Source organism: Aquitalea sp. LB_tupeE (assembly GCF_013391415.1).
Classification (GTDB): domain Bacteria; phylum Pseudomonadota; class Gammaproteobacteria; order Burkholderiales; family Chromobacteriaceae; genus Aquitalea.
In genome coordinates, this window is record NZ_JACAXB010000030.1 from 137,652 (window position 1) to 161,856 (window position 24,205).

Sequence of the window (24,205 nt, forward strand, 5' to 3'; positions counted from 1 at the left end):
GAAATTGCCGGTAAATAAGTTCGGCAGAGACTGATATTCAATATGTAATGACATGTGAAAATGAATTGAATGGTATCGGCGGAGTTGTGAAAATTATACTCAATGGAACGTATTGCACTAGGTATTCTCTATCGGAATACACACTTGTATTATTTAATATGTTTAGGGAGTATTTCGTGAGATTAAAAGACTTTGCATCAATTGTTGTGATTGCCTCGATGCTGGCTGGCTGTGCCAGTACCAATCTGACTGGCTTTCTGGATGCGTTTCGTCATTCCGGAAGTGGTCAATATACGGATACCGATCAGGCAATTCCGTTTATTTCAATGCTGTTTGATAATGGTGGTGTGGTAAATATTGATGTGGGTGAACTGCCATTTGTTTATGCCAAGCTCAATGAGGATGGGCAACTGGAGTCGGTTCGTCCACTTGAGGGCGGGGTCAGGCTGGATGATGGCCAGCTGTTACAGGGCTACCATTCTGACTCCTATGTCATTCGGCGCAGCTACAGTAAAAAAGGTAGTTCGGGAGCGGTAGTGATGCCGGACAAACCCGATGCCCTGGACGCTTGGTTAAGTCCCGACATGCCTCCAGCCATTCTGTTTCTGTATCAGCAAGATCAGTCTGGTGGCATCAAGCTGGATAATGCAGCGCAGTTTCTGAGTGGGGGAGTCAATATGGCCAGCCACCACAGACAGGCACTCTTGGCCGTGGATCCGTCCATTTATGAACTGGTACCGGGCAGTGACTATCGTCGTTTCTTGCAGCAGATGGCGACGCGTAGCAAGCGTTGCGACAACAAGGGCGACGAACGCAGCCTGGCAACGGTGCCCTGCCTGCCCAATCACCAATTGCCGGTGATTTTTGCCATCAAGGCCAAGCGGGTGATTCACTTGAGTCAGGAAATGCTCAATCATGCCTTCGGTGGCAAGGCTGATTTGCCCCTCATCCCTATAGATGAGAGCAAGACGAGTCTGGAAATTGATGCCAACAGGCAGCGCATTACTGCCTTGTTCACGCATTATGAGGATGCACATGAGCAGGACCTCCCCTTGCAGTGGCGCTGCGATCAGGAGCATCACTGCTATCCAAGCGGAATCGCAGCCGACAACGATGAAACATTGGTGTATGCCGTGTTTGCCACCAGCGCCATGCGTTTTGCCGGTTATCTGGATGCCAAAGTGCCTTTCACGCTGAATAGTAGTCCTGCCTTGCTGACCTCGTCTGTCCCGGCAGCGCTTGCAGCCCAGCAGCGCGGTGACAAGACCCATTCCAATGCTTGAGCCGGTGCTGGGAAATGGGCAGTCCATGATGAGCCATGCCGCAGTACAACGGATACGTCCTTTTCCTGTTGTGCTCCTGGATTGCTGCTGATTTAGTCATGTAGGGCGTCATCCATCGCCATGCACAAGGCCCGCCATTGGCGGGCCTTGTGCATGGTCACTTCCGCCTAAAGCCCGTGCAGGCTGGCCATCTCATCCAGCAACTGGCGCTGTAGCTCCAGCATGACCGCGCAGGGCTGCTGCTGCTTGATGAAGTCCAGCAGCGGGTCGACTACTTCGCTGCTAAGGCCGGATAGTGCTTCGATGGTGGCGAGGCCGCAGAATGGTACATAGGCTTCGGAGTAGCCGCCTTCATGCATCAGCACCAGCTTGCCTGCACAGTGCTGCCCGGCAAAGCTGCGCAGCAGGCTGGTCATCTGGCGGAAGGTGTCGCTGCTAGCCTGCATGCGCGCCAGCGGGTCTACCGCATTGGCGTCATAGCCGCAGGCGACGATGATCAGTTGTGGCTGGTAGCGCTCCAGTGCCGGCAATACCATGCGCTGCATGGCGTACAGATAGGCATCATGGCCGCTGCCGGGCAGTAAGGGGATATTGATATTGGCCCCCAGTCCGGCCCCTTCACCCCGGTCCTCGCTGCCGTTGTAGCCCGGTGGGAAGCAGCCATCCTGATGGATGGAAATGGTCAGTACGTCAGGGCGCTGGTAGTAGATGGCCTGGGTGCCGTTGCCGTGGTGGACGTCCCAGTCCAGTACCGCCACCCGTTCGATACCGTATTTCGCCTTGGCCGCTTCGATGGCGACGGCGATATTGGACAGAAAGCAAAAGCCCATGGCGGCATCCGGCAAGCAGTGGTGGCCCGGCGGGCGGGTCAGTACATAGGCATTGCTCACTTCGCCGCGCCATACCGCATCGACAGCGGCGATGGCAAGGCCGGCAGACAGGCAGGCTATGTCGTAGCTGCCAGGACCGATAGGGGCGTGCGGGCCGAGCTCGCCGCCACCGGCATCGCTGAGGCGTTTGAATTCATCCAGATAGGCTGAGCCATGTACCCGCAGCAGCTCGTCACGGCTGGCCGGTTCGGCCGAGCGTTGCAGCAGCTGGCGGCTGATGCCGGCCACATCCAGCAGGTTTTTCAGGCGACGCTTGGTTTCCGGCGATTCGGCATGACCAGCCGCGGCGGGGGGTTGCACCCACCCACCCACTGGCAGTGTCAGTGCATGCATGCCGGCACTGTGCCACATGCAGAGTTCATCAAAATAAAAGGCGGTACGGGAAGTCATGGCTTCTCCTTGTGTTCAGGCGTGGGCAGGGGTGGTGGGGCGCTGTTGCAAGAGCAGCAACAAGGCCAGCGAGATAGCTGCGACCAGCGTGGCCAGCAATAGCAGGACATGCAGGCTGCCGTGATTGGCGGCGATCAGCTGGCCGGCCAGCGCCGGGCCGATGGCCAGGCCGCCACCGATGACCAGATTGGTGGCATTCATCAGCTTGCCGCTGTGATCGATGTCGGCCAGCGTGGCCAGGATGAAGGGCAGGATGAAGGTCCAGCTGAACTTGAACAGCAGTGCGGCGGTGGCAAAGCGTGCCAGGGCCGGGGCATTCAGCAATAGCAGCATGGCCGCCATCATCATGGTGAAACCGGCCAGCAGCAGCCGGGAGCGTGGCAGGCGGCGGCCGATCAGCGAGGCGCTACCAGCCCCAGCCACGCCCAGTAGGGTGGCGATGGCGAAGATGTTGCCGCTTTGCTGTGGATCGATGCCTGCCTGCTGGGCGATCTGGCCGACAAAGGTCCATACCCCGCTCAGGCTGATATAAAACGCCAGCGTGGCAAGGATGCCCAGCGCGGCATGGCCGCGGCGTCTGCCCGGGGCAGATTGGACGGCTTGTTGAGCTGTTGCTTGCTGGCCCATGGGAAAGCAGCGCACCAGTGGCGTACACAGCGCCATCAGCAAGGCCAGGCCGACATAGCAGGCGGCAATCCCGAAGCGGGCGAATAGCGACGGCATGGCCACCAGCCCCACAGCACCGAGCGCCAGCTGACCCATCACCCACAAGCCATAGGCCCGGTCAGGGTTGGGCAGGGTGGCTGCTGCTGACAGGCACAGAATCATCAGCGATCCCCCGGCCAGCGCACTGACAAAGCGCAGGCCCAGCAACAGCGGGTAGCTGACGGTGGTGGCAGACAGCAGGTTGGCCGCGATGAATACTGCTACCGCCAGCCAGGCGGCGCTGCGCCAGTTGACGCGGGGCAGCCAGAAAAATGCCGGCAGAGTGGCCAGACTCATGGCGCCCAGTTCGGCGGAAAACAGCTTGCCGATATCCACCGGCCCCAGTTGCAGCTGACTGGCCAACTGGCTGGCGACGGCAGGGGCCATCATCAGTACGGCAGGGGCGATGGCGGCGAAACCGACAATGGCGGCCATGGCCGGGCGCGCATGGTGTGTTGGCGCGGCGGGCGTGGTGCTGCTTAGCGTGTTCATGGTTTTTCCTCTGTAGCGGGGGATCCGTCGGGCGGATGTTCTGGTCGGCTTGGTCAGCTCAGAAAACATGTACCAGACGCAGCATGGCCTGGCTGCTGTCAAAGCTGTTGGTGGTGTGGACATTGCGCGCCAGCATCAGCATCAGCTGGTCTTGCTTGCTGAGCCAGTGGCCCAGTTCTACGCCCAGTTGGGTACTGTTCTGCCGCGTGTCGGACAGCTCCTGTCCGTTCAGGCGCAAGGCACCGCCACGGGTGTGGTACAGCCGTAGCGCACCATAGCTATCCGATGTGAAGTCATAGGAGGCAAAGGCCTGTAGGCGGTACAAGGGCTGCTGTTTCAGGCTGCTGCCCAGATAGTTGTCGTTGTTGCCGTAGAACTGGGCTTCCAGTGAGGCCTCCAGCACCCAGTTTTTGCCCACGCCACGGGTGTAGTTGTACAGAAAGGTGGCTCCCCAGCGGTTTGCGCCGCTGGAGACGTCCGGGTGCCGGGCATCGTAGCTGCCTACTGGCAGGGTGATCAGGGTTAGCAGGCCGCTGTACTCGCGCTGGTCCGGCCGGTTGATGAAGAACAGCGTGCCGCCCACTTGCGGGTCGCCAATACCGCGGTCCTGCTGGCTGGTCTGGCTGCCGGGCAGGGTGGCCTTGATGTTGGCGGCAGGGATGATGAACTGTGGTGTGCACAGCGTGCCGCAGACATCGGAAAACCATAGCTGGCGCCAGGCCAGGGCTTCCACGTTCAGCCGGGCATGGTTGTCCTTGCTGCTGGCAGAGTGGAAACTGTCAGCCCAGGTGGCGGGCAGGTACAGCACGCCCAGCGAGGTGCCGACCGGCGCGGTGAAAAAGTCGCGGGCATTGGTGTCGGCAGCATGGCCGGGCAGGCTGGTGAGTAGCAGACTAGCCGCCAGAGCGGTCAAAACAGGGCGAAACGGTGACATGGCATGCTCCTTTGGGTGGGTGGGGCGAAAAATCCTGGACGCAGCTGTCCCTGCCAACCATGGCGGTCCATGGCAGCTTCAGAGACGTAGGGGTGGAATCAGCAGGCTGGAAAGATCAGCCGAATGGCGCTTGCTGGTGCAAGAGATGGGCGATGCCCGCCTTGCCCTTGATGCCCAGCTTGGCGTAGATGGTGCGGATGTGATGGCGCACGGTATGTGGTGACAGGCCCAGCTTGCGCGCGATGTCCTTGTAGGTCAGCCCTTCGCCAAACAGGCGGGCGACATCGGTTTCGCGGCTGGAAAGCTGCTCCATGGCGCAGCGGTAGCGCGCAGTCAGCAGGTAGAGGTCGCTGATGCGCCGTGCTTCGATATTGAGCAGGGCACCGTCATGCCCTTGCGGTGACAGTCCATCAGGCAAGGACGGGCCAGTCCAGTGCGGCCACTCGGTCAGCAGCAGGTCGACAAAGCCGGGTTCGGCGCAATGCAGGGTGCCGTGCTGGTCGCACACTGCCATGGCCAGCCGTGGTCCGCTGATGGTTTCGCGCAGCGCCTGCAAGGTGCGGATCTGGTTGACGGCCACACAGGAGGCCAGGTGCGGCATCAGGCAGGACAGCAGCAGGCAGTCGGCGGTAGTAAAACGTGGTGCGCCGGGGCGACGGTATAGCGCCAGATGGTCGCTCAGCTGGGTGACCGAGTCGATGTGGATCACGCACAGCAATTCGCCAATGTTGTGGCGCTGGCCCAGCCATTGCAATTGCAGCGGGGCATTATCCGCCTGCATATCCACCACCACGGCCTGGCCGGGCAAGGCATGCACGCGCTTCACGGTAACATCGTGCTGGCGGATGGATTTCCAGTCGTCGATGTAGTGGTCCGGCAGGCCAAACAGAAAGGAGCTGTGTTCGTGCGGGCCATCCACCGCCTGGGCGGCGCGGCCCCACCAGGCTTTGTCGAAGGCCAGTTGTGGGCGCAGGCACTCCAGGACGGTGTGATGGAAGCGCTCAAGCGACTCCTCGCGGGCCAGGCGATAGATTTCCAACAGGATGGCGCTGAACACGGCCAGGTCCGGCTGTCGGTCTGATGGCTGCTGCAAGTTGTTCTCCTCTGTATGGGGTGCGGTGGCTGCGTGGCCTGCCGTCTGTCCTTTTATTGTGGAGCCAGTGTCATGCAGTAATTCACGGCTGACCATCCTGCAAATGAGGGATGGGCTGGTGTCCGCGAGAATTCCAGGTCGCCGCCATGAAAAATCGGCCGTTTTTGCCAATTTTGGATAGACAAAATGCAACAGCCTGCCTGCGGGAGGTCAACTGGCCGGGATTTCGTCCCACAAGTGGGTAATGAAACCACCCACCAGCGGCGAGCTGTCGCCCTCACGGGTGGCAATGCCCATGGCCAGATAGGCACCCTCATCAGTCAGCGGGATATAGCGCACTCCCGGCAGCTGCACGCAGTTCAGTGGTGAGGGCAGGATGGCGATGCCAAGGCCTGCTGCCACCAGCCCCACCTGGGTGGTGGCTTCGCCCGCTTCCTGGGTGATGCGCGGCTCGAAGCCCTTGGCCTCGCACAGTTGACGTATCACCGTATGCAGCCCGGTGCCAGCGCTGCGCGGATAGCTGATCATGCCTTCGTCACGCAATTGGGCCAGCGACAGGCTGGCTTCCCCGGCCAGCGGATGGTTGCTGTTGATCACCACCAGCAGCGGGTCGCGCCGCAGCTCCTGCACCACTATCCGGTCTGCCGGGGATAGGCCGTTGAAACGCACGAAGCCGACATCGATATCCTGCTGCTGCAGGCTGGCAAACTGGTCGGTGGTGAACATTTCCCGCAAGGTCAGCCGTACTGCCGGGTAGTGCTGGCGATAAGCATGCAGAGCGGCGGGCAGGATGGGGGTGAGTGGCAGCGAGGAGGTAAAGCCGATGCGCAGCTCGCCCACTTCGCCACGGGCGGCACGTCTGGCCTGTTCGGCGGCCTCTTCGGTATCGGCCAGAATGCGCCTGGCGCGTTGCAGAAATTGCTGGCCGGCAGCGGTCAGTTCCACCTTGCGCTTTTCCCGCAGAAACAAGGTCACGCCCAGCTCGGCTTCCAGTGACTGGATTTGCTGGGACAAGGGCGGTTGGGCGATGTGCAGGCGCTCGGCGGCTCGGGTGAAGTGCAATTCCTCGGCCACAGTGACGAAATAGCGCAGGTGGCGCAGTTCCATATCGATACTTTTAAAGTATTAATAATTGAATAAAGATATATTGGACTACTGTTTTGTCAAGGACTAAGCTCGAATCCTGTATTACTGCTACTGGTTTGAACATGCCTCCCGATTCCGCTTCCTGTGCTGCTACGCTACATGCAGGCCCTGTTGCCGCACAGGAGAACACTATTTCCTCCAGCACCCGCCTGCAAGCCGGTTCCCCGGCTTTCCGTGCTACCGCACGCGCCATGTTTGTCGGCGGCTTCTGCACTTTTTCCATGCTGTACAGCATGCAGCCGCTGATGCCGATGTTTGCGCAAGACTTTGCCCTGAGCCCGGCTGCCGCCAGCAGCGTGCTGTCGGTGCCCACCACCGGCCTCGCGCTGGCGCTGATTCCGGCCAGTTTTCTGGCGGACAAGGTGGGGCGCAAACCGGTGATGAACATCGCGCTGAGCCTGGCGGCGCTGCTGATGCTGCTGGCGGCCTTTGCACCCGGCTTTCAGCAGTTTCTTTATCTGCGTGCCATCTTCGGCGTGGTGCTGGCCGGCCTGCCAGCCGTGGCCATGGCCTATCTGAGCGAAGAAGTGGAACCCTTGTCGCTGGGCCATTCCATCGGCCTGTATATCGCCGGTAATGCGCTGGGCGGCATGAGCGGGCGCTTTCTGGCTGCAGTGATTGCCGACCACTTTGGCTGGCGTGCGGCGGTACTGGCACTGGCGGTGCTGGGTATTGCCGGTGCCATCGAATTCTGGCGCAGCCTGCCGGATTCACGCCACTTCAAACCGGTGCCGCTGAATCTGGCCGAGCTGCGGCGTGATGTGGGCAGTCACTTTGCCGACGGTGGCCTGCCCTGGTTATTCCTGTCCGCCTTCCTGTTCATGGGCTGCTTTGTCAGCCTGTACAACTACCTGGGCTTCCGCCTGCTGGCCGCGCCGTTCAACCTCAGCCATAGCGTGCTGGGCTTTGTGTTCTCGCTGTATATGGTGGGTATCTGGGCCTCGGCCTGGGTGGGACGTATGGCCGACCGCTTTGGCCGCCGCAATATGTTGTGGCTGATGGTGGTGCTGATGGCCGTTGGGCTGCTGTGCACACTGGCGGATTCGCTGTGGCTGATGGTGCCGGGTATTGCCTTGTTCACCTTTGGCTTCTTTGGTGGCCACTCGGTGGCCAGCAGCTGGATAGGCCGCCGTGCGCAACGCGGCAAGGCATTGGCCTCGGCCTTTTACCTGACGGCCTATTATCTGGGTTCCAGCGTGGTGGGTTCCTTCTCTGGCCTGCTGTGGGGCATGGGCAAATGGAATGGCGTGGCGGCGATGATTGCACTGGGCTTGCTGGCGCTGCTGCTGATTGCCCTGCGGCTGCGCAAACTGGAGCCGCTGGCGCTGTAAGTTGTCTGGCTATTAAAAATGAAAACGCCGTGGGCGATGTCCACGGCGTTTTGTGTTTTGTCCCGCAAGTCAAAGGGCTGGTATCAGCACTCCACCACGTTCACCGGCACTTCGATGACATTGATGGCCAGGCCACCACGCGCGGTTTCCTTGTACTTGGTGCTCATGTCACGACCAGTGTCGCGCATGGTTTTGATGACGCGGTCCAGCGACACGCAGTGCTGGCCATCACCACGCAAAGCCATGCGGGCGGCGTTGATGGCCTTGACCGATGCCATGGCGTTGCGCTCGATGCATGGCACTTGCACCAGGCCGCCGACCGGGTCGCAGGTCAGGCCCAGATTGTGTTCCATGCCGATTTCTGCGGCGTTTTCCACTTGTTCCGGCGTGCCGCCCATCACCTCGGCCAGCGCACCGGCCGCCATGGAGCAGGCCGAGCCCACTTCGCCCTGGCAGCCCACTTCGGCACCGGAGATAGAGGCATTGAGCTTGAACAGGATGCCGATGGCACCGGCGGTCAGCAGGTAGCGCACGATGCCGTCTTCGCTGGCACCCGGCACAAAGCGGGCGTAGTAGTGCATTACCGCCGGGATGATGCCGGCTGCACCATTGGTGGGGGCGGTTACCACGCGGCCACCGGCAGCGTTTTCTTCGTTCACGGCAAGTGCGTACAGATTGACCCAGTCCATCACTGTCAGCGGGTCGCGCAGCGCGGCTTCCGGCGCAGCCAGCAGCTTCTGGTACATGTCGGCGGCGCGGCGTTTTACCTTCATGCCACCGGGCAGGGTGCCTTCGCGCTGACAGCCGCGTTTGACGCAGGCTTGCATCACGCCCCAGATGGTGAGCAGGTCGCGGCGCACTTCTTCCTCGCTGCGCCAGGCCAGTTCGTTTTCCAGCATGATCTGGCTGATGCTCTTGCCCTGTTCCTTGCACAGTGCCAGCAGCTCGGCGGCGGTATTGAACTGGTGCTTGAGCTCGGTGACGCCCGGCGGAGCAAAACCGGCCTCGATGGCGGCTTCATCCACTACAAAGCCACCGCCCACCGAATAGTAGGCGCGCTTGGACAGGCTGTTGCCGTCTGCGTCGAAGGCTTCAAAAATCATGCCGTTGGGGTGGTAGGGCAGGGTTTTGCGCTTGTGCAGGATCAGGTCGTCCGGCTCGTTGAAGGCAATGGCGTGCTCGCCCAGCAGCTTCAATTGTTTTTCCCGGCGGATGGTGGCCAGGATGTCCGGCACGGCGTCGGTGTCCACCATGTCCGGCAGTTCGCCCGCCAGGCCCAGCAATACCGCAGTATCCGAGCCGTGGCCCTTGCCGGTGGCACCCAGCGAGCCATACATTTCACTGCGAACGCGACGGGTGGCTGTCAGCAGGCCGTCTTTTTCCAGCCGGGCGACAAACTGGCGCGCGGCACGCATCGGGCCAACCGTGTGGGAGCTGGACGGGCCGATACCAATCTTGAACAGGTCAAAAACACTGATTGCCATGATGCTCTCTTGTCTGATGCAGGCAGCCCGCCGTGCAGGCTGCCGGTGTTGCGGGTGGGGGACTGCCTGGTTGCGTATGCAGGCCCGTGTGTCGTGTGTCAGCGTGTCATGCTTTGTGCAGGCTGACTGTTCTGCTTCCGGCCATCAGGCGTCGTGAAGCGTCAAGTCCGGTAACCGGGTGGGGGGGGCGAGCGGGCGCGGGTCTGTGTATGCCCGGCGGGCACGGCACAGTCTTGGCCCCCTCTGTCCTTTTGCCTGAGAGATTGTGGTCGGCGCGCGACCTTCCTTCGGCGAGGCCGCTGGGCTAAAAAAGCCAGGGCCTTCTCTCCAGAGAGCCAGACGATGGTGCAGTTCTTTTGCCTGAGAGTTTCTGGGGCGATACCCCTTCGGCGTCACCTCCGGGGTGATCTCTCCTGCGCCATCCAGTACGGCTGGCTGGCACTGTAGATAAGCCGGGAATGGCTGTCAACGCCAATATTGGTGCGAGTTTTGATGTGCGGTTGCAGCATGCGCGGGCCAATGAAAAAAGCCGCCTGCAGGAGCAAGGCGGCCAAGGCGGGTAAGGCTGAAAATCAGTGTGCGACGGTAAAGCGCTGGCGGCTATGGCGTGGTGTTTCCACCTCGTCGGCAATGGCGACGGCAAGGTCGGCCACGCTGATGCCGGCGGGCTGCTCGCCATCCATCAGCAGCGCGTCACCTCCCAGACGGTACTGACCGCTGCGCTCGCCCGGAGCCAGCAGGGCCGGTGGGGACAGGAACACCCAGTCCAGCTCGCTTTCCTGTTGCAGGTTTGCCAGTGCCTGGCGGGCACCCTCGGCCCCTTCCTTGTATTCAGCGGGGAAATGCGGGGTGTCGATCAGTTGTACGCCCGGTGCCACGTACAGGCTGCCGGCACCGCCCACTTCCAGAAAACGTTTCACCCCTGCCTGTTTCACCCCGGCAACAATGGCGGCATGGCCCTTGAGGAAGAGGGTGCGGATATCAGCCTTGTCCCAGCCTGGGTTGAAGGTGCTGATCACCACATCGTGGCCGGCAACGGCCTGGGCAATCGCCGCGGCATCATAGGCATCGGCCTTGACGGCTGTCAGTTGCGGGTGCTCGTGCAGACGTTCCGGGCGGCTGACAATGGCGGAAACCTGATGCTGGCGTGCCAGCAGTTCTTGCAGTACGGCAGAGCCGACAAAGCCGGTGGCACCAATCAGCGCGATTTTCATTTTGCATTCCTTTGGGTGGATAGTGAATGAATCGCAGTGTAATGACTTGCCGTCTTGCTGATAATCAGCTGATACTGGTATTGATAACTTAGCTAGACTTAATAATATGGATATCTTGCGCCGTATGGCAGTGTTTGCCACCGTGGTGGAGCAGGGCTCGATGGTGGCGGCGGCACGCACGCTGGGCATGACGCCATCTGCCGTCAGTCAGCATATCAGCAAGCTGGAGTCGGAGCATGGCGTGTCCTTGCTGCATCGAACCACGCGCAGCCTGACCCTGACCGAGGCCGGCAGCCTGTTTTACCAGGGCTGTGCCGACATGCTGGCCGCCGCCCGCCTCGCCGAGCAGCGCTTGAATGAAATGCGTGACGCCCCGGTAGGCGAACTGCGCCTGTCCGCCCCCACCGGTTTTGCCGGGCCCATGCTGACCGAGGCGCTGGCTCCCTTGCTGGCTGCCCATCCGCGCCTGAGCCTGAAGTTGTTTTTTCATGACGAAATGATTGATCTGGTACAGCACCGTATTGATCTGGCCTTGCGTGCTGGCGAACTGAAAGACTCCTCGCTGGTGGCGCGGCATCTGGCGGACTGGGAAAGTGTGCTGTGTGCGGCACCGTCTTATCTGGCGCGCCATCCGGCCATCACCACGCCAGCGCAACTGGAGCAGCACCAATGGGTGATGCTGGACCATGAGCGCAGTCAAACCTGGCTGACCATGGAAAATGCAGCGGGCGAGGTAGAGCGACCAATGGTAGAGCGGCGGGTGAGCAGCAATAACATTCTGGCGGCGCGGCAGTTTGTGCTGGCCGGCATGGGCCTGTCGATTCAACCGGAGCCGGAAGTGCGGCAGGAGCTGGCCGACGGGAGCTTGCTGCGGGTGCTGCCGCAATGGCGCTTGCCCGCCTTGGGGATTTTTGTAGTCACGCCACGGCGTGACGCCCAGCCGGCAAAGGTGCGCTATGCCATCGAGGCCTTGCGCCAGCGCATGCAGCAAAAACCGGGGAGTGCGGCATGAGTGATGCTGCCCTCAAGGTATTGCAGGACAGGCTGGCGCAAAACAATTGCCTGCTGCTGGATGGCGCGCTGGCTACCGAGCTGGAGAATCGCGGTTTTGATCTGGCCGACCCGCTGTGGTCGGCGCGTGTATTGCTGGAAGCACCGCAGGCAATCTACCGGCTGCATCTGGACTATCTGCTGGCTGGGGCTGACATCATCACTACCTCCAGTTATCAGGCCAGTTTTGCGGGATTTGCCCGCAAGGGGCTGGACCAGCAACAAGCTACCGGGCTGATGCAGCGGTCGGTCGAGCTGGCCTTGCAGGCCAAGGATGTTTTTCTGGCAGGCAGGAAGGGCTGGGGGATGCCACCCTTGGTGGCAGCCTCGGTCGGCCCGTATGGTGCCATGCTGGCAGATGGCTCGGAATACCGGGGGGATTATGGCCTGAGCGTGGCGCAGCTGATGGACTTTCACCGTCCACGGCTGGCGGTGCTGGCCGCCAGTGGTGCCGACTTGTTGGCCTGCGAAACCATTCCCTGTCCGCAGGAGGCCGAAGCGCTGGCGCGCTTGCTGCAGCAGGAATTTCCCGCCACGCCAGCCTGGATCAGCTTTAGTTGCCGCGATGCAGAACATGTATGGCAGGGCGAGCGGCTGGCCGACTGCATGGCCATGCTGGACGCCGTACCGCAAGTGGTGGCACTTGGGGTGAACTGTACCGATCCATTGCTGCTGGAGGCACTGTTGGCGCAAGCGGCCAGCGTTACTTCCAAGCCCTTGCTGGCCTATCCCAACTCGGGCGAGCACTGGGATGCGCACCAGCGTTGCTGGCGGGGCAGGGCCAGTGTGGAGGGCTTTGTTGCGTTGGCGCAGCGCTGGCGTGCCGCCGGTGCGCGGCTGATTGGTGGCTGCTGCCGAACCGGCCCGGCGCATATTGCCGCCTTGCGTACCTGCTTGACGGTCCATGTCCGTTAAACAAAAAGCCGGTCATGGACCGGCTTCAGGCTGCTGAAAGGTGCTTCAGATCTTGCGGGTGCAGGGCTGGTTCTCCATGTCGGTCAGAATGTCCATCACCTGGCTGGATGCGTCTTCCATGCGGCGCAGGGCCTGTTGTGCCTTGGCAAATTCGTGGGCGTGGAAGGCGTTGAGCGCTTCCTTGCCGAAGTTGTGCACATTGGCGTGCGGCGCTTCCAGCTGGGTGTAGTTGCTGTTGCCCTTGCATTCCTGTGCGCCACGGCCTTCGTAATACCACTTGCCCAGACGGCAATGCTGGTGGGACGACACCTTGTCGGCATGCAGGTCGTGGTAGCCGATGAAGGCCTTGTAGATGTCCAGCTTGAATACGATGTGGTCCAGCTTCACCACTTCCATGAAGCTGGTGTTTGTGCCCTGGGCAATCACCCGCGCCATCTGTTCGCTGACATCCACCATGCTGCGGATGGCATTGGCGGTTTCAATCCCGGTTTCGCGGTAACCGGCTACCTGGCTGGCCGCTTCGGTCACTTGTTCCTTGGTGCTGTGCGAGGCATGTTCCACATCGCCCACCAGGCTGGAGATTTCATTGGTGGCATTGGCCGTGCGTTCCGCCAGTTTGCGTACTTCGTCGGCCACCACGGCAAAGCCACGGCCTTGTTCGCCAGCGCGGGCGGCTTCGATGGCGGCGTTCAATGCCAGCAGATTGGTTTGGTCGGCCACATCCTTGATCAGCTGCACGAACTGGCGGATCTGGCCGGTCTTGCTATTGAGCGAATCCATGGATGCGGCGGTTTTCTGCTGCGCCTGGGCAATTTCATCAAAGCTGTGCGCCAGTGTGTCCACCGCGCCGCGGGTGCCGTGCAGCGTGGTGACGGCATCGGCTGCGGCGCCGAAGTTGTTTTCCATCAGCGTGGCCAGGTCGGCAAACGAGGTGCGGATGCTGGCCAGGCTGCTGCAAAAATCACCAAAGGGTTCGATATAGCTTTCATTGCGCTGGCTGGCCAGTTGCAATTTGGACAACTGCTGCTCGGCTTGTTGGCGGGCTTGTTCGCTTTCCTGCAGGCGGGTTTGATTGAGGCGTAGGTCCTGTTCCAGCTGTGCGACTTGTTGCTCTAGTTCCTGAATACGTCTGTTCTTTGCTGCACCAAACATTAAAGTCTCCGGCTACCGTTGGGTTGTTCTCTTTGATTGAAGCTGTTGTTTTGATTTTTAATGACTTTACTGCGCTTCAGCCTGTCGTGGTGAAGTATTTGCACCGACAAGGCTTGGACGTCGCGAATTGAAAAGCGATCTTTTAACTGTATGGTATTTTCTCGGCGCTCTGGTTTAAATAGCCGTGCGGCAAACTTTGCCCCCGTTTGCTCCATATCAAGTCGACTGTGCAGTTTTGGCTGGCTTGCTGGTTTTTCAGCTGTTTCGGTGCTTGCTGTCATGGTTTGCCTATTGCATTTTTTTGCTAAGTAAAACGTTTTTTCTTGCTTAGTTTTCCCTTGGTGGCTTGCTAGATTGGTGTCCAGCAAACAAAACAACCATCACGGAAAACACCATGACTCAAGCCAAGACCAAGAAGGTTCGCCTCTCCCTGATTGCCGCGTCACTCGCCCTGTTCGGCAGCCTTGCCCATGCTGGTGATGCGGTGACCATTGCCTACCAGACCGGCATCGACCCCACCAAGATTCCGCAAGCCGATGGTGCCTATGAAAAGGCCACCGGCACCCAGATCAACTGGCGCAAGTTTGAAAGTGGCTCGGAAGTGATTGCTGCCGTGGCCTCGGGCGACGTGGTGATTGGCAACCTGGGTTCCAGCCCGCTGGCTGCTGCCGCCAGCCGTGGTCTGCCCATTGTCACTTTCCTGGTGGCGGACGAAATCGGTGATGCCGAGGCACTGGTAGTGCGCAATGGCAGCAAGATCAGCAAGCCGCAGGATCTGATCGGCAAGAAAGTGGCCGTGCCCTATGTGTCCACCACTCATTACAGCCTGCTGGCTTCGCTCAAGCACTGGAATGTGGATGCCAGCAAGGTGAATGTACTGAACCTGCGCCCCAGCGAAATCACCGCTGCCTGGCAGCGTGGCGATATCGACGCCGCCTATGTATGGGACCCGGCACTGGGCAAGATCAAGGCTAATGGCAAGGTGCTGACCAGCTCGGCACAGGTCTCCAAGTGGGGCGCGCCGACTTACGACATCTGGATTGTGCGCAAGGACTTTGCCGATGCCCATCCGGAATTCGTCAACAAGTTTGCCAAGGTATCGCTGGATGCCATCGCCGGCTATGTGGCCAACCCCAAGGCCTTTATTGCCAACAAGGACAATATCGACAAGATCAGCCGTCTGACCGGTGCGGCTCCGGCCGACGTGGTGCTGGGCTTGCAGGGTAACCGCTTCCTCACCCAGAAAGACCAGATCGCCCTGCTGCAAAAGCCTTTTGTGCAAGCCGTGGCCAATACCGCAGCTTTCCTGAAGTCGCAGGGCAAGGTGGACAGCCTGCAGTCTGATTACAGCCCCTATGTGAGCAACCAGTTTGTGAAGGCAGCGAAATAATCATGGCCATCCTCTCCGCCAACAAAGTGAGCGTGCGCTATCCCGGTCAGGACCGGCCCGCCTTGTCCGAAGTGTCGCTGGACATTGGCCCGGATGACCTGACCGTGGCGCTGGGGCCGTCCGGCTGCGGCAAGACCACCTTGCTGAACCTGTTTGCCGGATTTGTCCAGCCGGATGGCGGCGAGGTGCGCTTTGGTGATGACCGGGTGACCGGACCGGGGGCCGACCGTGCCGTGGTATTTCAGCATGATGCGCTGTTGCCCTGGCTTTCGGTGCGTGACAACGTGGCATTTGGCTTGCGCCTGCAAGGCGTGGCCAAGGCCGAACGGCTGGCGCGGGCCGAGGAGGTGTTGCGCCTGGTCGACCTGCCGGAAGCTGGCAATCGTTATAGCTGGCAGCTGTCCGGCGGCCAGCGTCAACGCGTGGGCATTGCCCGCGCCCTGGCCAGTCATTCACAGGTATTGCTGATGGATGAGCCCTTTGGCGCATTGGATGCCTTTACCCGCGAGCAAATGCAGGAACTGCTGCTCAAGGTGTGGCAGCAGGCGCGGCGGCGTATTTTCCTGATTACCCACGATATTGAAGAAGCGCTGTTTCTGGCGACCGAACTGGTGCTGATGTCGCCGGGGCCGGGGCGGATTGTCGAAACCCTGCGCCTGGGTTTCAGCCAGCGCTATCGGGCGGGTGAATCGGCGCGGGCCATCAAGTCCGACCCGGCCTTCATCGCACTGCGCGAACAATTACTGGCCACCCTGTTCGACCATCGCCGTCAGGCAGAGGAGATTGCCGCATGAATGCACTGGAACACACGCTGGAACAAAAACTGGCCGATGTCGCCGTCGGCAAAGCGGTGCCGGATGAACTGCCGGCAGCGCCTCTTGCAGCGCGCACCGCATGGTGGCAGCAATACCGTCGTGGCTGGCTCAGCCTGATCAGCCTGCTGGCGGTATTGGGTGGCTGGTGGGGCCTGTCGCACAGCGGCATGGTGCCGCCGCTGTTTCTGCCTGCGCCCGAAGCCGTGCTGGCCAAGCTGATTACCGTCAGCACCCAGGGCTTTATGGATGCCACCTTGTGGCAGCACCTGGCGGCCAGCCTGCAACGTATCGTGCTGGCCTTGCTGGCGGCGGTACTGCTGGGCATCCCGCTGGGGGTGCTGATGGGCGTCAGCCCGGTGGCACGTGGCCTGCTGGACCCGCTGATTGAAGCCTATCGCCCGGTGCCGCCGCTGGCTTATCTGCCGCTGATTGTCATCTGGTTCGGCATTGGCGAACTGTCCAAGGTGCTGCTGATTTTCCTGGCGGTCCTGGCCCCGGTCATCATCGCCACCAGTCATGGCGTGGCACAGGTCAGCCGTAACCGTTTGCGTGCCGCCCAGACGCTGGGGGCCAGCCGCAGCCAGTTGCTGTGGTTTGTCATCCTGCCCGAGGCCTTGCCGGAAATCCTCACCGGCATTCGTATCGGCCTGGGTACTGGCTGGTCCACCCTGGTGGCAGCCGAGCTGGTGGCGGCCACCCGCGGTCTGGGTTTCATGGTGCAGTCGGCGGCGCAGTTTCTGGTGACTGATGTGGTGATTCTGGGCATCGCGGTGATTGCGGTGATTGCCTTTGCGCTGGAGCTGGGCTTGCGCCTGTTGCAGCGACGCCTCGCCCCCTGGCATGGCCAGCTGGATTAAAGAGACTTCATGGCCGCTGCCTGTGATGGCGGTCAGAACTGAATGATGCAAGGAATAAGAAGATGAGTCTGACGCTTACCCGTTTGTCCCCGGCACTGGGGGCCATTGTTGAAGGCGTGGATCTGGCGCAGCCGCTGACTGACAGCCTGCAACAGGAGATACAGCAGGCGCTGCTGCAGCATCAGGTGCTGTTCTTCCGTAATCAGGACATCAGTCCGCGCCAGCAGCGCGATTTTGCCGCCCGCTTTGGCGATTTGCACACCCACCCCATCTACCCGCAGCACCCGGATGCACCGCAGGTGATGATTCTGGATACCGACGCTTTCGACCTGAAGGACAACGCCCTCTGGCATACCGATGTCACCTTCATCGAAACCCCGCCGGCCGCTGCGGTACTGGCGGCACGCCACTTGCCGGAGTTTGGCGGTGACACGCTGTGGGCCAGCAGCTTTGCTGCCTGGGATGCGCTGTCCGATCGCCTGAAAACCTTACTGGAAGGGCTGACTGCCACTCATGACTTCACCAAGACCTTCCCGCTCAAGCGCTTTGGCCTGACGCCGGCCGATCGGGAAAAATGGGAACAGACCCGGCGCGACAATCCGCCACTGAGCCATCCGGTGGTGCGCACCCATCCGGTCAGCGGGCGCAAGGGCCTGTTCGTCAATGGCGGTTTCACTACCGAAATCAACGAGTTGCCGGAAGAAGAGGGCGCTGCCTTGCTGGCCTTCCTGCTCGCCCATCAGGCACGGCCTGAGTTCACCATCCGCTGGCGCTGGCAGGCTGGCGATGTGGCCTTCTGGGACAACCGCTCCACCAGTCATTATGCGGTGGACGATTATCGTCCCAACCGTCGCATCATGCACCGCGCCACCATTCTGGGTGACAAACCCTTCTGAACAGACTCAGAACAGACTCTGAGCAGCTTCTGGCTCTCTGTCGGAAAACAAAAAAGCCACCCCGCAGGGTGGCTTTTGCATGGTGCGTCGCGCAAGGCTTATTCGACAAAGCGCATCTTGAACAGACGGCCCTTGATCTTGCTGACCGACAGGCGTTCAAAAGCTTGCTGGGCGATATCACGCTGCAGAGCGACAAAGCTGGCGCCTTCCAGCACATTGATCTTGCCCACATGGCTGCCGGCAATGCCGCCGTCGCCAGTCAGTGCGCCCAGAATGTCGCCGGGGCGCAGCTTGTCACGTTTGCCGCCGGCAATTTCCAACGTCACCATGGCCGGAATCAGCTGGCCGCCCGGTGCCGGTGTCAGCTCGTCCACTTCGGCCCAGGTGAGCGGGGCTTTCTGGTAGTCCTCGATCTGCACCAGGCGGCGCGCGTCGTTTTCGCAGGTCAGGGTCATGGCCAGGCCATGCAACTCGCCGCGACCGGTACGGCCTATGCGGTGGATGTGCACTTCCGGGTCGTGGCTCACGTCCACATTGATCACCAGGTCCAGTTCCTTGATGTCCAGCCCGCGTGCCGCCACGTCGGTGGCCACCAGCACGGTGGTGCTCTTGTTGGCAAAGCGCAGCAGGATCTGGTCGCGGTCGCGCTGTTCCAGATCGCCATACAGCGCCAGCGCGGAGAAGCCACGGGCTTGCAAATCTTTCACCAGCTCCTTGCAGCGTTCCTTGGTGTTGCAGAAGGCCAGCGCGGAGGCCGGGCGCACATGCTGCAGGATGCGGGTGACGGTTTCCAGCCGGGTTTCCGGCTTTATCTTGTAGAACCATTGTTCGATGTGGTCGCCGCTGTGCAGCGCTTCGACTTTCACTTCCACCGGCTGACGCAGGAACTGCGCGCTGGCCTTGCGGATGGTGTCCGGATAGGTGGCGGAGAACAGCAGGGTCTGACGCTGGCGCGGGCAGGCGCGCACGATGCCGACGATTTCCTCGATGAAGCCCATGTCAATCATGCGGTCGGCTTCATCCAGTACCAGGGTTTTCACTCCGGCCAGGTTGAGCGATTCGCGGAACAAGTGGTCCTGCAAACGACCGGGCGTGCCCACCACAATGTGCGCACCATGCTCCAGTGAGGCGCGCTGCGGCCCCATGGGCGAGCCGCCAGTCAGGGTGACGACCTTGATATTGTCGATGCTGCGTGCCAGCCGGCGGATTTCCTGCGCCACCTGGTCGGCCAGTTCGCGCGTGGGGCACAGCACCAGTGCCTGTACGGCAAACCAGCGCGGGTTGATGTTGGCCAGTATGCCAAGACCGAAGGCAGCGGTTTTGCCGCTACCGGTTTTGGCCTGGGCGATCAGGTCGCGCCCGTCCAGAATCACCGGCAGGCTTTCGGCCTGGATGGGGGTCATGCTGTGGTAACCGAGGCTGTCCAGGTTGGAGAGCAGGGTTTCAGGCAGCGCGGTGAGGCTGGAAAAGGCGATTTTTTTCACGGACTTGGCGATATCACGACAGAAACGGGCTGGCAGTGTAACAGCTGACGGCGTATTGGCCAAACCGGCTGTTGCGGATGTGGCTGCGGCGGGCTGGCAGGCAGAAAAAACGCCAGTGGGCATGGGCGCACTGGCGTGGTCGGTCATGTTGCTCTGTTATACCTTGAAGCGGGCCACCGAGTCGTTCAGTCCGCCAGCCAGTTGTTCCAGCTCCTCGGCAGAGCGCACGGTGTGCTGGATGGCGGCATCGTTGGTATTGGCCAGTTCGGCAATGCTGTCGATATTACGTGTCACGCGTTCGCTGGCCTCGCGCTGCTGTTCGGTCACCTGCACGATTTGCTGCAGACCATTACGGACCGCCACCGCCGAGTCATTGGCCGCCTCCAGCACGCTGGCCACCTGGGCCGCCGACTGATTGCTGGCCTGCAGCGAGGACAGGCTGGCCGCTACCGCATCGCGTACTGCACCGGTTTTATGATTCAGCGCATCGGTGACACTGTCGATTTCGCGGGCGGACAGGGCGGATTTTTCCGCCAGCTTGCGCACTTCGTCCGCCACCACGGCAAAGCCACGTCCGGCTTCACCTGCACGCGCGGCTTCGATGGCGGCATTCAGGGCCAGCAGATTGGTTTGTTCGGCAATGTCGCGCACCTGCTGCGTCATGCCGGTGATGGCGGCGGTGGATTGCACCAGCTCGGTTTCCGCTTCGGACATCATGCTGACGGCTTGCTGAATCTCGCCGACCTGCTGTTGCAAGCGGCTCAGGTTCTGCCGTCCCTGTTGTGAGCGTTGCAGGCTCTCGTCCGACTGCTGCAGTACCTGTTCGGCATGGCGGGCAATATCGCCAATATGCTGGGCCAGTTGCTCGACCGCCTGCGCTGCATCCTGCGATTGGCGATTCTGGGCTTGCGAACCCTCGGCCAGTCGTTCCGCGCCCTGACTCAGCTGGCCGGAGGAGGAAGCCACGCTGCGCGCTGCTGTGCCGACTTGGCGTACCAGATCGGCAATGGAGCCCAGCATCTGGTTGAACAGGCTGGCAGTCTTGCCGATTTCATCCTGATGTCGTACTTCCAGCCGGCGCGTCAGGTCGCCTTCGCCCTTGGCCAGTTCAGCCAGGCCACCTGCCATGGCATTCAGCGGCCGGGTGACAAAGCGGCGGATGAACAGGAACACCACCAGCATCAGCGGCAGCGAGGCGATGACGGCAAACAGGATGCTCTGGTTACGGAATTGCGCTACCGATGCATAGGGTTTTTCCAGTGAAATACGCATGCTGACCGCGCCCAGCGGGGTGCCTTCGCTTACCTGGTGACAGCTCATGCAGTTCTTGCCCAGATAATTGCTGGCCGCGCGCGCCGGGTATACTACATGCAGGTGCTCACCCAGTTGCGGGCTGGATTCAATAGCCACATAAGGCTGGCCGCTGGCAAGGGCAGTCTTTTCCGCTTCGTCCGCGGCATGCGCCTTGTCACCGGCATTGCCGGGGCCAAACTGTTTGTTGACCGCGTCGCCACGTACCACGCGCAGTTCGCGTACGGCGGACAGTTCCTTGATCTGGTCCAGAAACACGTCACGCTGGCCTACCGTGCCGGTCATCATCATGCCAGTGAGGCCCGCCAGGGTCATTTCGTTCATGCTGCTGGCCAAATCCTTGGCCTGCGATACCGCAATATCACGGCTGACCGTGGTTTCCCAGGCAATCAGCCCGCTCCATGCCACCACCAGACAGCACCAGATGGCGCTGGTGAGTCTTAGCCAGATCGGCCATTCGGAAAATTTTTTCATTATATGTACGGGAGCCCCGCCTCCTTTTGTTGTTGCTTATGTTTTTATCCAGGCCAGCTTGACCTGCTACAGCGGCCAGCGTAACGCACGTCATATTAACTGTGCTTGGTTTAAAACAAAATTTTTTCCCCTTGTGTCCGTATGGGTACGATGTTGCTTGGGTGTACGCGGGTTTTCTGCAACAATCCGCCCTCTGTTGGCCGGCCCGCCGGCTTTGCCTTGTTCTTGCTGCAGGAGTTGTCATGTCGTCGTCCTCATCTTGTTCCCGTGTTGCCATTATTGGCGGCGGTCCGTCCGGCCTGATGGCAGCCGAGGTGCTGTCCCGGTCGGGTGTGACTGTGACGGTGTATGACGCCATGCCATCGGTCGGGCGCAAATTCCTGTTGGCCGGGGTGGGAGGCATGAACATCACCCATTCCGAAGCCAAGGCGGACTTTCTCGGTCGCTATCGCGAACGGGAAAACGAGGTTGCCGCCTGGCTGCAGGACTTCGATGCCGACAAACTGCGCGAATGGGTGCATGGTTTGGGTGTGGAAACCTTTGTCGGCAGCTCCGGCAAGGTATTCCCGCGCGAGATGAAGGCAGCGCCCTTGCTGCGCGCCTGGCTGACGCGCTTGCGCGAGGCCGGGGTGCAATTCCGGGTGCGACACCGCTGGCTGGGTTGGAGCGCACAGGGCGCATTGCGCTTTGCCACGCCCGATGGCGAGCTGGAAGCCGGTCATGATGCAGTGCTGCTGGCCTTGGGCGGCGGTAGCTGGAAGAAGCTGGGCTCGGATGGCAGCTGGCTGCCGTTGCTGGCCGAGCGTGGTGTGGCCGTGCGTGATTTGCTGCCGGCCAATTGCGGTTTTGACTGCAACTGGAGCAGCCACTTTGCCGACAAGTTTGCCGGCCAGCCGCTCAAGTCGGTGCTGCTGGAGTTTACCGATCTGGCTGGTCATACCGTGCGCAAGACCGGTGAGTGCGTGGTCACCCGCCATGGGGTGGAAGGGAATCTGATCTATGCCTTCAGTGCACCCATCCGCGATAGCTTGCTGGCCAATGGCAGTGCCACGGTGTATCTGGATTTGCTGCCACAAAAGAGTGCCGAGCAGGTGGCGGCGGAAGTAAAACATCCACGTGGTTCCCGTTCGCTATCCAGTCACCTGCAAAGCCGCCTGAACCTGAAAGGGGTGAGGGCAGGCCTGCTGCGCGAGTGTCTGAGCAAAGAGGCATTCAACGACATGCAGCAGTTGGCGGCGGGTATCAAGCGTTTGCCGCTGACCATGTACGCTACGCGGCCCATCGACGAAGCCATCAGCACCGCAGGCGGGGTCCGACTGGAGGCGCTGGACCCCGGGCTGATGCTCAAAGACATGCCCGGCGTGTTCTGCGCTGGCGAAATGCTGGACTGGGAAGCCCCTACCGGCGGCTATCTGCTGACCGCGTGCCTCGCCAGTGGCCGCGCCGCCGGGCAAGGCATGCTGGACTGGCTAGCCGCAAGGGGCCGCTGAGCCAGCCTGGTCTTTCTTCCCGCTTGCAAAACTGTCCGTGCATTTTTTTTGCAAGCATCTATGCTGAATTTACCGGCCCCGGTAAGCGGTTTAACCGGGGTTGCCAGTGTCTGCTGCACTGGCTGGAGCATCATTTCCCCACCCTATGATGTCGGAGATCAGCGCCATGAAACTCGACGATTTCAACCAGGTAGCCGACTTGATCGGTCTGAAAAAACGCTCGCGTGAAGCCGTCTGGCTGATGGAAGTAGAAGGCATGACCGGCTACTTTGCCGCCCAGCAGATGGATATCAGCGAATCCACCGTATCCCGCGCCCACACCCGTTTCCGTCAGGCACTGCGCAAGCTCAATGCCCTGTCCACGCATTTGCCTTTGTGATTTCTCCTGTGTTGTTGACTTGTCGCCCGGCCTTGCTGCCGGGCTTTTTCTATATTGCGTGGTGATTGCCACCAGCCTGCTCGCGTAGCCAGGCCAGCAAATCCTGCAAGCCCGGATGCTCGGCATAGCTCTCCGGGTAGACCAGCCAGTAACCGGAACCGGTATGCAACTGGCTGTCGAATGGGCAGACCAGCCGGCCTTGTTCCAGCTCGTCCTGCAGCAAGGCCATGTCACCGATCGCCACACCCAGCCCGCTGGCGGCTGCCGTCCATGCCAGGTGGTGCAAGTCCACCACTTGATGCTTGTAGGCGCTAAGCGTGTGTATGCCCTGGGTATCCAGCCAGGCAACCCATTCCTCATAGTCGCGAGTGGTGTGAAACAGGGTGTGGCCTGCCAGGCTGTCCACACCGGACAGTTCAGTCCGCATGGCAGGGGAGCACACCGGGCTGAGCACCTCGGGTAACAGCAGCTCGGCCTGCATGTTCGGCCATTGTCCGCGCCCGAACAGGATATAGGCCTGATGGCTGTCCGGGTCCAGCACCTCCGGTTCGTACACCATGCTGTCGATGCGCAGCTGGGTAAGCGGGTGCTGCTGGTAAAAGCTGCCCAGCCGCGGCATCAGCCAGCGCACGGCAAAGCTCACATACACCTGCAGGCTGAGGATGTCGCTGCGGGTTTTGATCTGCCTGTCCACTTCCTTCAGTTTTTGCACCACCTCACGCGCCACCGGCAGCAGGGTCTGACCTGCCGGTGTCGGGCGTATCTGCCGGTGCTGCCTTTGCAATAGCGCAGTGGCGTAGTGCTGCTCCAGCAGGCTGATCTGCTTGCTGATGGCGCCCTGGGTCAGAAACAGGCGGCGTGCAGCTTCGGTAAAGCTGCCGGTGTCGATGACGGTGACAAAGGCGCGCAAGGCGGTGAGCGAGGGCAGGTGATGGGTTTCATTCATGACGGAATGGAATGGTTCGATGCCAATTATTCGTTCGTGAAAACTAGGCGATTTCCGTATGTTTGGCAACAAACAACACAACAT

At 60.8% G+C, this 24,205-nt stretch carries 22 protein-coding genes, 1 pseudogene and 1 riboswitch; of the genes and pseudogenes, 10 read left to right on the forward strand and 13 right to left on the reverse strand.

The window, feature by feature from the left end:
• The first annotated feature begins 65 nt into the window (after positions 1-65).
• Complete coding sequence (locus HWX34_RS15590) at positions 66-1,283, forward strand: hypothetical protein (RefSeq protein WP_178973092.1); 1,218 nt, start codon at positions 66-68, stop codon at positions 1,281-1,283.
• A gap of 167 nt (positions 1,284-1,450) precedes the next feature.
• Here the strand turns inward: HWX34_RS15590 and HWX34_RS15595 are convergent, their stop codons facing one another.
• The 5 genes from HWX34_RS15595 to HWX34_RS15615 all read right to left on the reverse strand — a co-directional run bounded on the left by HWX34_RS15595 (position 1,451) and on the right by HWX34_RS15615 (position 6,894).
• Complete coding sequence (locus HWX34_RS15595; protein WP_178973093.1) at positions 1,451-2,563, reverse strand: class II histone deacetylase; 1,113 nt, start codon at positions 2,561-2,563, stop codon at positions 1,451-1,453.
• Between the two features lie 15 nt (positions 2,564-2,578).
• Positions 2,579-3,760 (reverse strand): MFS transporter, encoded by a 1,182-nt coding sequence (locus HWX34_RS15600; protein WP_178973094.1) that lies wholly within the window; start codon positions 3,758-3,760, stop codon positions 2,579-2,581.
• A gap of 58 nt (positions 3,761-3,818) precedes the next feature.
• Complete coding sequence (locus tag HWX34_RS15605; protein ID WP_178973095.1) at positions 3,819-4,694, reverse strand: transporter; 876 nt, start codon at positions 4,692-4,694, stop codon at positions 3,819-3,821.
• 115 nt (positions 4,695-4,809) lie between these two features.
• Positions 4,810-5,787 carry a helix-turn-helix transcriptional regulator gene (locus tag HWX34_RS15610; RefSeq protein WP_255497095.1) on the reverse strand — a complete coding sequence of 326 codons (978 nt, stop codon included), beginning with the start codon at positions 5,785-5,787 and terminating at the stop codon, positions 4,810-4,812.
• A 210-nt stretch (positions 5,788-5,997) separates the two neighbouring features.
• A complete protein-coding gene (locus HWX34_RS15615; protein ID WP_178973097.1) occupies positions 5,998-6,894 on the reverse strand; it encodes a LysR family transcriptional regulator in 897 nt (298 codons plus the stop codon).
• 101 nt (positions 6,895-6,995) lie between these two features.
• Here HWX34_RS15615 and HWX34_RS15620 point away from each other — a divergent pair, with 101 nt between their 5' ends.
• On the forward strand, positions 6,996-8,264 hold the full coding sequence (locus tag HWX34_RS15620) for an MFS transporter (RefSeq protein WP_178973098.1): 1,269 nt from the start codon (positions 6,996-6,998) through the stop codon (positions 8,262-8,264).
• An 83-nt stretch (positions 8,265-8,347) separates the two neighbouring features.
• Here the strand turns inward: HWX34_RS15620 and HWX34_RS15625 are convergent, their stop codons facing one another.
• Positions 8,348-9,748, reverse strand: a complete 1,401-nt coding sequence (locus HWX34_RS15625; protein WP_045848286.1) for an L-serine ammonia-lyase — start codon at positions 9,746-9,748, stop codon at positions 8,348-8,350.
• 338 nt (positions 9,749-10,086) lie between these two features.
• A riboswitch (glycine riboswitch) is annotated at positions 10,087-10,174 on the reverse strand.
• 146 nt (positions 10,175-10,320) lie between these two features.
• A complete protein-coding gene (locus HWX34_RS15630; protein ID WP_178973099.1) occupies positions 10,321-10,962 on the reverse strand; it encodes an NAD(P)-dependent oxidoreductase in 642 nt (213 codons plus the stop codon).
• A gap of 106 nt (positions 10,963-11,068) precedes the next feature.
• Between HWX34_RS15630 and HWX34_RS15635 the strand changes: the two genes are divergently transcribed.
• Together HWX34_RS15635 and mmuM are read left to right on the forward strand one after the other, a co-directional pair.
• Complete coding sequence (locus tag HWX34_RS15635) at positions 11,069-11,974, forward strand: LysR family transcriptional regulator (protein ID WP_178973100.1); 906 nt, start codon at positions 11,069-11,071, stop codon at positions 11,972-11,974.
• Complete coding sequence (gene mmuM / locus HWX34_RS15640) at positions 11,971-12,927, forward strand: homocysteine S-methyltransferase (protein WP_178973101.1); 957 nt, start codon at positions 11,971-11,973, stop codon at positions 12,925-12,927. The genes HWX34_RS15635 and mmuM overlap by 4 nt, the downstream gene beginning before the upstream one ends.
• 45 nt (positions 12,928-12,972) lie before the next feature.
• Here the strand turns inward: mmuM and HWX34_RS21610 are convergent, their stop codons facing one another.
• From HWX34_RS21610 to HWX34_RS15650, 3 genes and pseudogenes are all read right to left on the reverse strand, one after another.
• Positions 12,973-13,383, reverse strand: a complete 411-nt coding sequence (locus HWX34_RS21610; RefSeq protein ID WP_370459767.1) for a CZB domain-containing protein — start codon at positions 13,381-13,383, stop codon at positions 12,973-12,975.
• 18 nt (positions 13,384-13,401) lie between these two features.
• Positions 13,402-13,665, reverse strand: a pseudogene (locus HWX34_RS21615) (methyl-accepting chemotaxis protein); the annotation flags it as partial.
• A 413-nt stretch (positions 13,666-14,078) separates the two neighbouring features.
• Positions 14,079-14,447, reverse strand: a complete 369-nt coding sequence (locus tag HWX34_RS15650) for a hypothetical protein (RefSeq protein ID WP_178973103.1) — start codon at positions 14,445-14,447, stop codon at positions 14,079-14,081.
• Positions 14,448-14,473: 26 nt separating this feature from the next.
• Between HWX34_RS15650 and tauA the strand changes: the two genes are divergently transcribed.
• From tauA to tauD, 4 genes are all read left to right on the forward strand, one after another.
• On the forward strand, positions 14,474-15,469 hold the full coding sequence (tauA, locus tag HWX34_RS15655) for a taurine ABC transporter substrate-binding protein (protein ID WP_178973104.1): 996 nt from the start codon (positions 14,474-14,476) through the stop codon (positions 15,467-15,469).
• 2 nt (positions 15,470-15,471) lie between these two features.
• Positions 15,472-16,263: a taurine ABC transporter ATP-binding subunit gene (gene tauB, locus HWX34_RS15660; protein ID WP_178973105.1), complete on the forward strand. Its 792-nt coding sequence runs from the start codon at positions 15,472-15,474 to the stop codon at positions 16,261-16,263.
• Entirely contained in the window at positions 16,260-17,141 is an 882-nt protein-coding gene (tauC, locus tag HWX34_RS15665; RefSeq protein WP_178973106.1) for a taurine ABC transporter permease TauC, read from the forward strand. Before tauB ends, tauC begins: the two co-directional genes overlap by 4 nt.
• Positions 17,142-17,203: 62 nt before the next feature.
• Positions 17,204-18,037 carry a taurine dioxygenase gene (gene tauD / locus HWX34_RS15670; RefSeq protein WP_178973107.1) on the forward strand — a complete coding sequence of 278 codons (834 nt, stop codon included), beginning with the start codon at positions 17,204-17,206 and terminating at the stop codon, positions 18,035-18,037.
• 98 nt (positions 18,038-18,135) lie between these two features.
• On the opposite strand, the gene dbpA is transcribed toward tauD, so the two are convergent.
• A complete protein-coding gene (dbpA, locus tag HWX34_RS15675) occupies positions 18,136-19,668 on the reverse strand; it encodes an ATP-dependent RNA helicase DbpA (protein ID WP_255497096.1) in 1,533 nt (510 codons plus the stop codon).
• 9 nt (positions 19,669-19,677) lie between these two features.
• The gene (locus HWX34_RS15680; RefSeq protein WP_178973108.1) at positions 19,678-21,306 is read right to left on the reverse strand and encodes a methyl-accepting chemotaxis protein; all 1,629 of its coding nucleotides are present in this window, start codon (positions 21,304-21,306) and stop codon (positions 19,678-19,680) included.
• A 242-nt stretch (positions 21,307-21,548) separates the two neighbouring features.
• Between HWX34_RS15680 and HWX34_RS15685 the strand changes: the two genes are divergently transcribed.
• Positions 21,549-22,796: a TIGR03862 family flavoprotein gene (locus tag HWX34_RS15685; protein ID WP_178973109.1), complete on the forward strand. Its 1,248-nt coding sequence runs from the start codon at positions 21,549-21,551 to the stop codon at positions 22,794-22,796.
• Between the two features lie 166 nt (positions 22,797-22,962).
• Positions 22,963-23,175: a sigma factor-like helix-turn-helix DNA-binding protein gene (locus tag HWX34_RS15690; RefSeq protein WP_045847980.1), complete on the forward strand. Its 213-nt coding sequence runs from the start codon at positions 22,963-22,965 to the stop codon at positions 23,173-23,175.
• 49 nt (positions 23,176-23,224) lie between these two features.
• Here the strand turns inward: HWX34_RS15690 and HWX34_RS15695 are convergent, their stop codons facing one another.
• A complete protein-coding gene (locus HWX34_RS15695) occupies positions 23,225-24,121 on the reverse strand; it encodes a LysR substrate-binding domain-containing protein (RefSeq protein ID WP_178973110.1) in 897 nt (298 codons plus the stop codon).
• Positions 24,122-24,205 lie beyond the last annotated feature (84 nt).

Excerpts from the sequence above, each read along its gene's own strand:
- HWX34_RS15595 (WP_178973093.1), bottom strand. The coding sequence starts at position 2,563 with ATGACTTCCCGTACCGCCTTTTATTTTGATGAACTCTGCATGTGGCAC.
- HWX34_RS15600 (WP_178973094.1), bottom strand. The coding sequence starts at position 3,760 with ATGAACACGCTAAGCAGCACCACGCCCGCCGCGCCAACACACCATGCG.
- HWX34_RS15605 (WP_178973095.1), bottom strand. The coding sequence starts at position 4,694 with ATGTCACCGTTTCGCCCTGTTTTGACCGCTCTGGCGGCTAGTCTGCTA.
- HWX34_RS15615 (WP_178973097.1), bottom strand. The coding sequence starts at position 6,894 with ATGGAACTGCGCCACCTGCGCTATTTCGTCACTGTGGCCGAGGAATTG.
- HWX34_RS15620 (WP_178973098.1), top strand. The coding sequence starts at position 6,996 with ATGCCTCCCGATTCCGCTTCCTGTGCTGCTACGCTACATGCAGGCCCT.
- HWX34_RS15625 (WP_045848286.1), bottom strand. The coding sequence starts at position 9,748 with ATGGCAATCAGTGTTTTTGACCTGTTCAAGATTGGTATCGGCCCGTCC.
- HWX34_RS15630 (WP_178973099.1), bottom strand. The coding sequence starts at position 10,962 with ATGAAAATCGCGCTGATTGGTGCCACCGGCTTTGTCGGCTCTGCCGTA.
- HWX34_RS15635 (WP_178973100.1), top strand. The coding sequence starts at position 11,069 with ATGGATATCTTGCGCCGTATGGCAGTGTTTGCCACCGTGGTGGAGCAG.
- mmuM (WP_178973101.1), top strand. The coding sequence starts at position 11,971 with ATGAGTGATGCTGCCCTCAAGGTATTGCAGGACAGGCTGGCGCAAAAC.
- HWX34_RS21610 (WP_370459767.1), bottom strand. The coding sequence starts at position 13,383 with ATGGTGGATGTCAGCGAACAGATGGCGCGGGTGATTGCCCAGGGCACA.
- tauA (WP_178973104.1), top strand. The coding sequence starts at position 14,474 with ATGACTCAAGCCAAGACCAAGAAGGTTCGCCTCTCCCTGATTGCCGCG.
- tauB (WP_178973105.1), top strand. The coding sequence starts at position 15,472 with ATGGCCATCCTCTCCGCCAACAAAGTGAGCGTGCGCTATCCCGGTCAG.
- tauC (WP_178973106.1), top strand. The coding sequence starts at position 16,260 with ATGAATGCACTGGAACACACGCTGGAACAAAAACTGGCCGATGTCGCC.
- tauD (WP_178973107.1), top strand. The coding sequence starts at position 17,204 with ATGAGTCTGACGCTTACCCGTTTGTCCCCGGCACTGGGGGCCATTGTT.
- dbpA (WP_255497096.1), bottom strand. The coding sequence starts at position 19,668 with ATGACCGACCACGCCAGTGCGCCCATGCCCACTGGCGTTTTTTCTGCC.
- HWX34_RS15680 (WP_178973108.1), bottom strand. The coding sequence starts at position 21,306 with ATGAAAAAATTTTCCGAATGGCCGATCTGGCTAAGACTCACCAGCGCC.
- HWX34_RS15685 (WP_178973109.1), top strand. The coding sequence starts at position 21,549 with ATGTCGTCGTCCTCATCTTGTTCCCGTGTTGCCATTATTGGCGGCGGT.
- HWX34_RS15690 (WP_045847980.1), top strand. The coding sequence starts at position 22,963 with ATGAAACTCGACGATTTCAACCAGGTAGCCGACTTGATCGGTCTGAAA.
- HWX34_RS15695 (WP_178973110.1), bottom strand. The coding sequence starts at position 24,121 with ATGAATGAAACCCATCACCTGCCCTCGCTCACCGCCTTGCGCGCCTTT.